Annotated in this window: 11 protein-coding genes and 1 pseudogene; 3 read left to right on the top strand and 9 right to left on the bottom strand. The window is 38.7% G+C overall.

The window, feature by feature from the left end:
- Window positions 1-67 precede the first annotated feature (67 nt).
- Window positions 68-841 carry an MlaE family lipid ABC transporter permease subunit gene (locus ACIR310F_RS0112900; RefSeq protein WP_028084189.1) on the bottom strand — a complete coding sequence of 258 codons (774 nt, stop codon included), beginning with the start codon at window positions 839-841 and terminating at the stop codon, window positions 68-70.
- A 69-nt stretch (window positions 842-910) separates the two neighbouring features.
- Entirely contained in the window at window positions 911-1654 is a 744-nt protein-coding gene (rph, locus tag ACIR310F_RS0112895; protein ID WP_028084188.1) for a ribonuclease PH, read from the bottom strand.
- A 300-nt stretch (window positions 1655-1954) separates the two neighbouring features.
- On the opposite strand from rph, the gene ACIR310F_RS0112890 reads away from it, so the two are divergent.
- The 3 genes and pseudogenes from ACIR310F_RS0112890 to ACIR310F_RS24365 all read left to right on the top strand — a co-directional run bounded on the left by ACIR310F_RS0112890 (window position 1955) and on the right by ACIR310F_RS24365 (window position 4219).
- Window positions 1955-2491: a P-loop NTPase family protein gene (locus tag ACIR310F_RS0112890; RefSeq protein WP_028084187.1), complete on the top strand. Its 537-nt coding sequence runs from the start codon at window positions 1955-1957 to the stop codon at window positions 2489-2491.
- A gap of 75 nt (window positions 2492-2566) precedes the next feature.
- Window positions 2567-2902, top strand: a pseudogene (locus ACIR310F_RS27620) (dCTP deaminase domain-containing protein); the annotation flags it as partial.
- A gap of 3 nt (window positions 2903-2905) precedes the next feature.
- The gene (locus ACIR310F_RS24365; RefSeq protein WP_414534265.1) at window positions 2906-4219 is read left to right on the top strand and encodes an LAGLIDADG family homing endonuclease; all 1314 of its coding nucleotides are present in this window, start codon (window positions 2906-2908) and stop codon (window positions 4217-4219) included.
- A 113-nt stretch (window positions 4220-4332) separates the two neighbouring features.
- Here the strand turns inward: ACIR310F_RS24365 and ACIR310F_RS0112875 are convergent, their stop codons facing one another.
- The 7 genes from ACIR310F_RS0112875 to ACIR310F_RS0112850 all read right to left on the bottom strand — a co-directional run bounded on the left by ACIR310F_RS0112875 (window position 4333) and on the right by ACIR310F_RS0112850 (window position 11146).
- Window positions 4333-5652 carry a D-alanyl-D-alanine carboxypeptidase gene (locus ACIR310F_RS0112875; protein ID WP_028084186.1) on the bottom strand — a complete coding sequence of 440 codons (1320 nt, stop codon included), beginning with the start codon at window positions 5650-5652 and terminating at the stop codon, window positions 4333-4335.
- Window positions 5653-5999: 347 nt separating this feature from the next.
- Complete coding sequence (locus ACIR310F_RS0112870; RefSeq protein ID WP_028084185.1) at window positions 6000-7070, bottom strand: LOG family protein; 1071 nt, start codon at window positions 7068-7070, stop codon at window positions 6000-6002.
- A 343-nt stretch (window positions 7071-7413) separates the two neighbouring features.
- Window positions 7414-7737 (bottom strand): thioredoxin, encoded by a 324-nt coding sequence (gene trxA / locus ACIR310F_RS0112865; protein WP_028084184.1) that lies wholly within the window; start codon window positions 7735-7737, stop codon window positions 7414-7416.
- 74 nt (window positions 7738-7811) lie between these two features.
- Complete coding sequence (locus tag ACIR310F_RS25635; protein WP_155963792.1) at window positions 7812-7985, bottom strand: hypothetical protein; 174 nt, start codon at window positions 7983-7985, stop codon at window positions 7812-7814.
- A gap of 80 nt (window positions 7986-8065) precedes the next feature.
- Window positions 8066-9229: a GuaB3 family IMP dehydrogenase-related protein gene (locus ACIR310F_RS0112860; protein WP_028084183.1), complete on the bottom strand. Its 1164-nt coding sequence runs from the start codon at window positions 9227-9229 to the stop codon at window positions 8066-8068.
- Between the two features lie 332 nt (window positions 9230-9561).
- On the bottom strand, window positions 9562-10104 hold the full coding sequence (locus ACIR310F_RS0112855; RefSeq protein WP_035367965.1) for a YdcF family protein: 543 nt from the start codon (window positions 10102-10104) through the stop codon (window positions 9562-9564).
- 373 nt (window positions 10105-10477) lie between these two features.
- The gene (locus ACIR310F_RS0112850; protein ID WP_028084181.1) at window positions 10478-11146 is read right to left on the bottom strand and encodes a DUF1614 domain-containing protein; all 669 of its coding nucleotides are present in this window, start codon (window positions 11144-11146) and stop codon (window positions 10478-10480) included.
- Window positions 11147-11611 lie beyond the last annotated feature (465 nt).

Raw genomic sequence — 11611 nt, 5'->3', positions numbered from 1 at the left:
CCCTGTTCCCTGTTCCCTGTTCCCTGTTCCCTGTTCCCTGTTCCCTGTTCCCTGTTCCCTGTTCCCTTTAAAATACAGGCTGCTCAAACAATAGTAACGCCAATATAAAATCCATCATAAAAATTGCCACCCAGGTAGTAACAACAGCGGTAGTTGCTGACTCTCCCACTTCCTTTGCTCCCCCTTGAGTTGTCAGTCCCCAACTACAGCCATTAACAGCAACTATAGCCCCAAAAATTAACCCTTTAAGTAAAATAATAAAAATATCTGAGGGTACTAAAAACTCTCTCACTGATTCTAAAAATGTTTCGGGAACAACTTGATAAAACTGCATGGCCGCAAAAGTACCGCCCATAATACCTACAATTAAGGAAAAAATCATCATGATAGGCATCATTAAACAGCAAGCAATAACTCTAGGTAAAACTAAATAGTCAATAGGGTCTGTTCTGAGTATATATAAAGCGTCAATTTGTTCTGTTACTCGCATTGCTCCCAATTCCGCCGCAAAAGCTGAACCAACTTGTCCAGCGATAATACTAGCAGTTAAAATTGGCGCTAATTCCCGACAAAATGCTACAGCAAATGCACCGCCAACAGTATTTACAGCCCCAAATCTCACTAATTCCCTAGCAGTTTGAATAGTGAAAATCATCCCCGCAAAACCACTGACTAATAAAACTGGGTAAATTGCACCCGGTCCTGCTGTTACTGTATGTTCTAATATCTTGCGATAATAGGTTTTTCCGCGCAGAAAATGTATTAAGATTTGACCTAACAACAGAAATGCTGACAAACACCGAATTAGCCAAGATTGCTCTGAATTTCTTTTTGGTTGCAAGTTTACGGCCACTAATTGAAACTAATTGAATTTTTTAACTGGGGAATTATGACAATTTAATTTTCTATTTTAATTTTCTATGAATAAGGTATTCCAATCACTAATTGCATTTCTTTGAGCAGTTAATAATTGCTGAATTCCTTGTTCAGAAAAATCTAAAATTTGATTCAATTGTTGACGACTAAAACTTCCCTCCTCCGCTGTTCCCTGAACTTCAATAATTTGCATTTTATGATTCATAACTACATTAAAATCCACTTCTGCTGACACATCCTCAATATAGTTCAGATCCAAATATGGTTCACCTTGTAATAAGCCTACAGAAATCGCCGCTATTTGTCTACATAAAGGCGATCGCTCTAACACCCCTTGCTGCAATAATTGAGATATAGCATGAGCTAAAGCCACAAAACCCCCTGTAATTGCCATTGTCCTCGTTCCCGCGTCGGCTTGTAATACGTCTGTGTCCACCATTAGCGTCCGTTCTCCTAAAACCTCAAAATCTAACGCAGCCCTTAAACTTCTGCCAATTAAACGCTGAATTTCCTGGGTTCTCCCTGATAATTTCATTAATTCCCGTTCCTGACGTTTTTGGGTAGCAGAAGGTAGCATTCTATACTCTGCCGTTAACCAACCTTGACCAGTTCCCGCCAAAAATTTAGGTACTCCTTCAGCTACACTCACGGTACAAAGAACTTGAGTATCACCACATTTAGCCAAAACCGAACCAGGGGCAAAGCGGGTGAAATTAGGATAAAAACTATGGGGACGGAGTTCGCTGGGTTTTCTGCCGTCAGGACGTTGCCAAGCCATTACAATTGCCTTTTGAATTTTTGCTTACTGCCTTATACATATTAACTGCATCAAGTCAGAATATTTTACTATGGGAATCCTAAATACTGCTGTAGGATGATTATGTGTTTTGCTATCAATTGACCCGTAAATTATTAAATTGGCTTCAATGGATTTAAGGATGAATCTTTCTCACTCCCAAACGCAAAGACGCAGAGGGTAAAAATTTGAGCAATGCAATTTTTGATTTTTATACGTCAACTTAGTAACACCATTTTAGTAACACCATTAAATTTATCACCAGGTTTTCAACTTTGTCTTATGGTTGCCCAATTAGAAATTTCAGTCTCAAATTCTACTCTCAGTTTACCATATTCCGTAGCAGGATTAGTGCAAGTTTTTACTAGTTCTCAACGTAGCTTTTTTACAAGCGTCATGGCACAAGTACTGAGAATTGCTGGACAAGGTACACCAGTACTAATAGTTCAGTTTCTTAAAGGTGGTATCCGTCAAGGGCATGAACGACCCATTACAATGGGACAAAACTTAGATTGGATTCGCTGTGATTTGCCTCGTTATATTGATAATTCCGATTTGGACGAAGGGGAAAAGCTTTCCCTAGAAAAACTGTGGCAATATACTCAACAGGTAGTTAATCAAGGTAAGTATTCTTTGTTGGTATTAGATGAGTTGAGTTTAGCGGTTAATTTCGGTTTAATTCCTGAAAGTGAGGTTTTAGATTTTCTTTCTCACCGTCCTCCTCATCTTGATATTATTCTTACAGGTTCTCAAATGCCAAAGTCTCTTTTAGAGATAGCAGATCAAATTACAGAAATTCGTCGCTCTCATCAACCTTAAGTATTAAAATATTCTCATAAATTAGTTTCAATTTTTTCTCAACTTGTGATTAAAAACGACATCTGGATTACCAAAATGGCTCAAAAAGGCATGATTTCGCCCTTTGAGTCTAGTTTAATTCGTAAATTGCAACCTGATCCATCTCAGATTCCCCAACCTGTAATTAGTTACGGACTTTCTTCTTATGGCTATGATATCCGTCTTTCTGCATCTGAATTTCGGATTTTTCGTCACATTCCTGGTACTGTCATTGACCCTAAAAATTTTAACCCCCAAAATCTAGAGTCCACTCAGTTACATACAAGTGAAAGTGGTAGCTATTTTATCTTACCTGCTCATTCCTACGGTTTGGGTGTAGCTTTGGAAAAGCTGGAAGTTCCAGCCAATATTACAGTAATTTGCATTGGTAAATGTTTGACAGGAGATACAAAAATTGTTGATGCAGCTACAGGAGCATATTTACCAATTAAGGAATTTGCAGGTGGACAAACAGCAAGTTATAGCGAAGAAAAAGGGATTATTAAAACTGCTGCTACGGCTGTTATACCACAAGGAGTAAAGCCGATTTATCAAGTGACAACTAAAAAAGGTGCGGTTATTCAAGCTACTTCAAATCATCCTTTTTTGACAGAAACAGGATGGAAACCTTTAGAAGAATTAACTTCAGGAGTTAAAATAGCTACTCCTAAATCTATACCAATATTTGGTAATGGAGATTTAACTATTGATGAAGCAACATTACTAGGTTTAATGATTTCTGAAGGTCAATGTCATACTCCTGGTAGTAGTCCATGCTTTACATCTGAGGATGAAGTGCTAGTCAATACTTTAAAAAACTGTGTTAAAACAGTTCTTTATCAAGAAGTGACTTATAAAGGTAAAGATTTTGGTTATCGTTTAGTTAATCAAGCTGGTAGAGGTGGTGTAGTAACTCATAATAGAGCTAATCTATGGTTACAATCTTATGGTTTGAATGTAGGAGCATTAGGAAAATTTGTTCCTCAACGAGTATTTACAGCACCAAAAGTAGTAATAGCAGCTTTTCTCCGTGCTTTATTTTCTGGCGATGGTAGTGTTTATTTAGTGGGAGAATCTACAAGAGCAAAACCAACTTTAGCGGTTGAATATTGCTCTATCAGTGAACGTCTGATTCGTGACGTTCATCATTTATTATTAAGATTTGGTATTCCCAGCCAAATTAGAGTTAGGAAGCCAGCAAATGGTCGTAATGCTTATGTTTTGGCTTTTCAATCATCCGAGGCGGTTTGGAAATTCTTTAATGAAATAGGCTTTTTACCTGATTCAATTAAACAAAGAAGATTTGAAGAAAAAATGTATTCTATTCTCTTAGCAACAAAGTCTAGACTACAAATTCATGATCATATACTTTGGGACGAAATTAAATCTATAGAATGTGCAGGAATGGAAGAAGTTTATGATATTTCTGTACCTGGTTTAGAAAATTTTCTTGCTAATGACATAATTGTGCATAATTCTACTTATGCTAGATGTGGTATAATAGCAAATTTAACACCTGCCGAAGCAGCATGGAGGGGTCATCTTACCTTAGAATTTTCCAATTCTTCCAGTGCTGACTGTCGTATTTATGCTAATGAAGGTGTAGTACAATTGCTATTTTTAGAGGGTGAACCTTGTGCTGTTAATTATGAAACTCGCCAGGGTAAATACCAGGATCAGTTAGAGATTGTGACAATAGCTAGGGTGTAAATTTGAAAAACAAATCATTTTCCTGTTCTCCCCCGAAAATAGATACAATGTGGATGCAGTTTATAACCGCTAAAAATTGTATGGATACAGCCCTGCTCAACAACAGATAGTAACTAACCTCTATACAAAATTTCATTGCGATTAGCTGCACCGAAATTTGGTAAAGAATTATCTTTGGGAGGCACAATGGTGGGGGGAATATCCGTAGATACTTCTAATTCTTTTTCTAAATGTTGGAGAAGTTTATCTTGTTCAGCCCGAAAAGCGGATATATTTCCACCACGGTTAATGATTGTAAACCAAACCAAACCGCGATCGCGTGTAGGTACAACTCCTGCTAAAGCACTTACATCATTAAGAGTACCAGTTTTCATCACAGTTGCCTTGGGCATATGTCGAGAATGCATTGTACCTCGGTTATCCAACCCCGAAGTAGGAAACAAATCAGATAAAGTCAACTTGTAAAAACTAGATTCCCGTTGTAATGCCATAAACATAGCACAAACGGCTCTGGGAGAAATCCGATTTTCCTTACCCAAACCAGAACCATTAATCAGAAGAATTTCTGACTTGGAGACTCCAGCAAGTTGGGCTGCTGTGCTGCTAACTACATCAGCACCCCCCACAGATTCAGCCAACATTTCCGCAATATCATTATTACTAAAAACATTCATTTCCTTAATTATTTTTGTCAAAGGTAAGGAAAGATGACGTACTAGTAAAGTTTGTCCTACTTTCGGTCGAGGGTCTACCTTGATATTACCAGTAATCATAACCTGGGGTTTAGGTGTTCCCTTGGGCATAACAGAATATTGGAAAACCACAGAACGAGACCAAGTACGGTGATTTAGTGCTTGCTTGAGTAATTGACCAGCAAGTAATGGATTGCGTTGGAAATTCATCGCAAAAGCACCAGTAATGATTAAATTTCCCTTTACCTGCTTAATACCTATTTTATTCAGACTATTTCCCAGGGTAATAGCTTCTTCCCCAACAAACATAGGATCACCAGTACCAGTAATCACTAAATCGCCCTGTACCACCCCATTTACCACCGGTCCTGTGCTACTCACCAAAGTCTGAAACTGGTGATTTGGTCCCCAAGTTTTAAAAGCCGCTAAGGAAGTAGCAATTTTAGTTAAAGAAGCAGCGGGTAAAGGTATAGTACCTTGATGGTTAGCCATTAACATCAGTCCCGACTGTAACCAAATCCCCTGAGAGGACATGAGATTTTGGTCAATTAATTTTGATGTAATTAAACCCTTGAGATATTGCTGTACTGTTATAGCTCCTGCTGGACTAGGATCAGGGACAAGAATGAAGCTAGGGCTACCTTGCCAAGCCAGTACACTCAAGGCTTCTAGAGGTTGAATTTGTACCTTAGCCATTTCTAGCCACAGAGAAAACAAACCTGATCCTAATAATTCCAGCATAGTTAAATTCCTTTATTTTATTTTTTTTGTGAATCATTCAAGTAATCTACTAACGTAATATGCCACACCAGGTATCAGGTAAAATCTCCTGTATTTTGACCACACCGTATCAAGCCTACTCTGTGCGCTATATCTACGTAATCAGTTTCTATTTCCTATTTCTTGTTTCCTCTTTTCCTAATCACATCTACTAATATACAAGCCTGATTATATTTATCAGTATTGAGTCATAATAATTAGTATTGTCACATATTTTTATGTTAATTAGATTACATGATATCAGTTCACATTTTTTGTTTATTTCCTATTTCCGTCCATATTTTGACTAATTAATAGCTTTCTGTAGTCTATTTCCTTTCTGGATGTGCTGCTTCCTCTGGAGTAGGAATTGCCACCTGATTAATTACCCCAATCATTTGATATAAACGCCCTAAATCTCGTTGATTGAAATATAAAACTAAGCGAGGTAAATTAGATGTTTCATCTTGTCCTTCTTGGGGTAATGCTTGACTCTTGACAATTTTGCCTGTTACCAGAATATCACTAAAGTTAGTATTAAGTGCTTCCACTTGCTCATCTGATAAATCTTCTCTTAACCTGATCACTAGTTGATCACCAACATAACGACTAGAATGATAAACTTGGTAAAAACTAGTAATAGCATTACAAGCAACTTCTAGATTATCTGTAATTGTGTATAAACTAGGATCATCAGGACTAACAAGCCCCGTCTTTACCAATTTCTCATCAATATACTGATTCCAGGAGCGCCAATAATCACCTCCCGGTTGATCAATTAATACTAAAGGAACTGGACCAAATTTACCTGTTTGGCTTAATGTCATACATTCAAAAGCCTCGTCTTGAGTCCCAAAACCACCGGGAAACAAAGCCACAGCATCACTTTCTTTTAAAAGAAATAATTTGCGGGTAAAGAAATATTTAAAGTTAATTAGTTTAGTATCACCGTGAATAATGGGGTTAGCTTGTTGTTCAAAAGGTAACTGAATATTTAAACCAAAGGAATTGTCTGTTCCAGCGCCTTCCTGACCAGCTTGCATAATTCCACCACCACCACCAGTCATAATCATAAATCCTAACTGGGAAACAGCGCGACTAAATGCAACGGCCATTTGGTATGCTGGTGTTTCTGGTGCTAGACGAGCAGAACCAAAAATAGTAATTTTACGGACATGACGATAATTATAAAACAACTGGAAACCACGTTCCATATCTACTAAAGCAGCAGATAGTATTTTCCAGTCAAGACGTTCAATGTCACTATCCGCAAGACGCAAAATTGTAGATAGGGACTGCTGAATAAATTGCCGATGTTTTAGTGTTGGTAAACGGCCTATTAGTTCAGCTAGATCCGCTTGCAGAGAATCTAATGAGGAAAAATACGCTTCAGAAGTCATACGTACTGCCGTAATAATGGCATTATATTTTAACTTAAGTTACTAGCACACTGCGGCGTAAGTCAACTAACAATAACCAAAAATCCCTAAAAGGCTTATGTAATTTGCTTTTTGAATTGCCTTGCTGTACTAGTAACTTACGTTATTTTACATGATATTTCCCATATTGTCTGTTATTATTACAATATAGGTTTCTCAATAACTAAGTTTTATTGAACTAACAATCACCACAAAAATGTCCGAAAGTGGTACTGACACTAAGCTTTTTCTGTAAGCACCATTTTCGGTACGTAATTTATCGTATCAATGAATAACCCAAGAGAATTTTCTTACTTATTGAGCTTCAAAGATACTTTTCCAAAGTGTTAGCTAAAGTGGTTTTAGGTACAGCACCGACCACCATATCTACTTTTGCTCCACCTTTGAAAATCATTAGTGTGGGAATACTGCGAATACCGTACTGACTAGCAATCTGGGGATTTTCATCAGTATTGACCTTCACAACCTTGATTTGCCCTTCATACTGAGCCGCAATTTCGTCAACAACAGGGGCTACCATGCGGCATGGACCACACCAAGGAGCCCAAAAGTCAACTAATACGGGAACTTCGCTGTCGAGGACTTCTTCCTTAAACGTAGAATCTGTAACTTGTTGTGCTGCTGACATACCTAAAAACCTTTACATAAAATATTTCCGAGCTTGGTGAAAATTCTACCACAGCAAAAACCTCCTCTTAGGGTTTAAGGATGAGTATTTGCCAAGAAATTAGAAAATTCATGTCCAATATAAGGAACCGCCCGAACAATAGTCCGGGCGGAATGTGGTGTGAGGAGTGAACGGAAACATTTGTCTCCGCCACTTCTATTGTAGGCTAGATATGTGATTTTTCCAGTCATTCTCAAAGTTGTTGTCAATTGTCCGTTGTCCTTTGTCCTTTGTTAGCAGAAAACTCTCGACTAATGACCAATGACCACTAACCAATGACATGAATGAGTTATTTACCCATGCCTAACTGTTGAGCTTTTTGGTAAACTTTGCCTTCGGTTAGTAGAGAAGGAGCAATGACGACTTCAACTTGCTGCATTTCTTTAATGTTTTTAGCGCCTAAAGTTCCCATGCTGGTTTTTAAAGCTCCTAAAAGGTTATGAGTACCGTCATCTAAGCCGGCAGGGCCTGTGAGTATTTGTTCTAGAGTGCCGGTAGTACCAACGCGAATCCGAGTCCCACGAGGCAATACGGGGCTAGGAGTTGCCATGCCCCAATGATAACCCCGTCCAGGGGCTTCTGCGGCTCTAGCAAAGGGAGAACCAATCATTACACCGTCTGCACCACAGGCGATACATTTACAGATATCTCCACCAGTGATTAAACCACCATCAGCGATGATAGGAATATATTTTCCGGTTTCTTGGTAATAATCGTCTCTAGCGGCTGTACAATCAGCGATCGCAGTAGCTTGAGGTACACCCACGCCCAGTACCCCGCGAGAGGTACAAGCTGCACCAGGTCCAATACCCACTAATACTGCTGCTGCACCGGCTTTCATTAATTCCAGTGTCACTTCATAAGTAACGCAATTCCCCAAGGCCACGGGAATGGGCATAGAGCGGCAAAATTCCCCTAAATTAAGGGGAGTAACAGATTCTGGCGATAGATGATCAGTAGAAACTACTGTAGCTTGGATAAAAAATAAATCTGCCCCTGAAGATGCTGCTACTTCACCATATTTGCTTGCACCCGCTGGAGTCGCACTAACCGCTGCAATACCGCCTTGTTGTTTAATTTCCTGAATACGTTTTTCAATTAATTCCGGCTTTATTGGTTCGGCATATAGTTCTTGCATCAGGCTCACAAATTCGTCTTTGCCCACGGAGGCAATCCGATCTAAAATCGGTTCGGGATCAGCATAACGAGTTTGGATACCCTCTAAATTAATTACTCCCAATGCCCCCAACTGGGACAAACGAACGGCCATTTTCACATCAACCACACCATCCATTGCACTGGCAATAATGGGGATTTCTCGCTCAATATTGCCAATTTTCCATTTAGTATCAGCTAAACTCGGATCGAGTGTTCTGTTACCAGGGACTAAAGCAATTTCATCAATTCCATAGGCTCGACGAGCCAATTTTCCCCGCCCAAGTTGAATTTCCACGCTTTAACTTTTCTCAAAACTGTTTAAGCTAGGGTATCAAATTGTGGTGATATTGGGAATTGGAAACTATCGAAAATTTTGAACTTTTAATTTCGTTCTCATCTAGAACTTACGCAAGTTCCACAAAAAAATATCATATCATTTGTTTTTAGTCAGGGCTTTAGCCCTGATCTTATTTCCGTAACGTCTCCAAAAGCAAACTAAAGTCCTGACTACAATCTAGGATATTATACTTACGTTAAGTCCTGTAATGTGCTATTTCCGGTTTGTTGAACTTGGTGTTAACAGATTCTTATACAGAAGAAACTTCATCCTCAGATTTATGTCCATGGTTAGCTTTTTTGGATTGGTTTATTTTTAGCATGATTAGCACCTGTGTAACCTGTAGCTACCCAAATCACCGCTCTAGCACCATCCCGAATAGATTTTTCAATGGGTTCTGGTGAATTTTTGGAAGGAACTGATACGGGTTTAAAATTTATGCCTCGACTACCTAAAACAATTTCACCAATTACGCAAGCACGAACCATATGAAAGTCAGATGTGATTAAATAAACACTTTTTATACCACGAGATTGTAATTCATCTACTAAAGTGGTAAAATTAGTAACTGTGTCTACAGCTTCATAATCTAAATGTAAACGACGAAGATCAACTCCTGCATTAGCAAATATTTTTTTGGTATGCTGAGGTGGACTACCCCCAGAAATCCAAATCGGTATATGTGGGTATTTATGGGCTAGATTGGCTGTAAACTTTTCCCTTTCTAACAGGCGAGTAGAACCGCCTAGAACTAATATTGCTTGTGGTTGTACAAACTGATTTTGTATAGTTTTATACCCCCATAATGTGAATAAGGCTATTATGCAAGCCATAAACCGTAAAGATTTACCTGTCAACAGTAGCTGATTCAAGGCCTTTAAGGTATGTCTATTTCGATGAGAATCTTTTTTAACAATCAGCACCATGACGGAAAAAGATGATAGTTGATATATGTACCTCTGGCCTGACCACAGCGACAATTTTTAACGCTACCCTGCTCATTGTAACTTATTGCTAATGGGACTCAATACAATTTTCTGCTCCTAATTAATACAATCAGGACAAAATCTACGGATTGTGTGTGATATTCACTCCAGCACATTTCTTTGAATTTTACACCTGTGTCGCCTTCAGAATCAATCCAGGCTTTGCTGTGGTTACTTTATTTTTAACAACTGACAACTGGCAAAGGACAAACAACACATATCAACTTAATAACAAGGCAAATAGTCCACATAAAGCAATCCCGTCAAACACACCAGCGCCCCCAAGACTCAACACACCCGAACTCATCGCTTGAATGTCTTTGAGATGTAGCAAATCAGCACCAATCAGAGTCCCCAAAACACCACCAGCAAAGGCTACAGGAGCAGCATGGGGTGAAGCTATTAGCATTGCCGAGACGGCCGCACTCAAAGGGGCAAGTAAGGGATTGATTTGAATACCAATTCCTGGTACTACTTGGGCTGCAAAGTAGCTAACAACGGTCACAATTGCTGTAACTAGCAGAATTGCCAGGGCATTTCCCTGGGAAAATTGGTATAATGCTAACACCACAGGTATTAATCCACCACCCACATTTAGAGCTACCACGGTAGAACGTTGCACTTGTCTTAACGGAATCCCCCAAAATTCTTTTAACCACAGTGCTGCAAATTCGTCTGCTAATTGGACTGGAGCTTCTAAGCGGTAAATAGGAATATTGATTGTGCTGGTAACAATAACTAGCACTAATAATAAAAAAGCAGTGTTAGGAGAAAAACCTAACTTAGCTACTGCAATTTCCACTACGTCTATTGCCACCGCAAACCAGATAAATGGTAGCAATAGCAATAAACCAATAAATAATAGTATTGAAACAGGTAAGTATATCATGGAAATGGGAAAATAGAGTGAATTTGGCAATCAACATCAAATCCAACTGATACACAATACTAACAATGACAATCACTCAACTGTCTACTTTTTGTCAGGTTTTATATTTATAAATATTGTAGAAACTCAAGGGTAAGGTTTAAATTAGTATATACCCTATAAAATCATGTATTTTGCCGCACTGTTATGGAAAATCAACACGCCTACACCCCGCAAGCGATCGGATTTTTGTTGAAACTGCTATTATTTTCCGCTTTGCTCTCGGTATTAATTAAATATGCTGCTCCGTTTCTATGGATTCCAGCAACGGCGACAAGTGTGCTAATTATGGTTTTATCACCAACTATGGTTATGGCAACCGTTCTATTGTGGCGAGTACCAAGACAAAAGTAAAATTAACAAAAAAGGCGTTGCTGATTAATTAAGAGTATGATTTTACAGCACTTCCCGGTGTTATGAGGTACA

Origin of the sequence: Dolichospermum circinale AWQC310F, assembly GCF_000426925.1 — a bacterium.
GTDB lineage: Bacteria > Cyanobacteriota > Cyanobacteriia > Cyanobacteriales > Nostocaceae > Dolichospermum > Dolichospermum circinale.
This window is presented reverse-complemented; position numbering and strand designations above follow the sequence as displayed.

What these genes read in the sequence shown, in the direction of transcription:
- rph (WP_028084188.1), bottom strand. Translation starts at nt 1,654, where the DNA reads ATGGCTTGGCAACGTCCTGACGGCAGAAAACCCAGCGAACTCCGTCCC.
- ACIR310F_RS0112890 (WP_028084187.1), top strand. Translation starts at nt 1,955, where the DNA reads ATGGTTGCCCAATTAGAAATTTCAGTCTCAAATTCTACTCTCAGTTTA.
- ACIR310F_RS0112875 (WP_028084186.1), bottom strand. Translation starts at nt 5,652, where the DNA reads ATGCTGGAATTATTAGGATCAGGTTTGTTTTCTCTGTGGCTAGAAATG.
- ACIR310F_RS0112870 (WP_028084185.1), bottom strand. Translation starts at nt 7,070, where the DNA reads ATGACTTCTGAAGCGTATTTTTCCTCATTAGATTCTCTGCAAGCGGAT.
- trxA (WP_028084184.1), bottom strand. Translation starts at nt 7,737, where the DNA reads ATGTCAGCAGCACAACAAGTTACAGATTCTACGTTTAAGGAAGAAGTC.
- ACIR310F_RS0112855 (WP_035367965.1), bottom strand. Translation starts at nt 10,104, where the DNA reads ATGGCTTGCATAATAGCCTTATTCACATTATGGGGGTATAAAACTATA.
- ACIR310F_RS0112850 (WP_028084181.1), bottom strand. Translation starts at nt 11,146, where the DNA reads ATGATATACTTACCTGTTTCAATACTATTATTTATTGGTTTATTGCTA.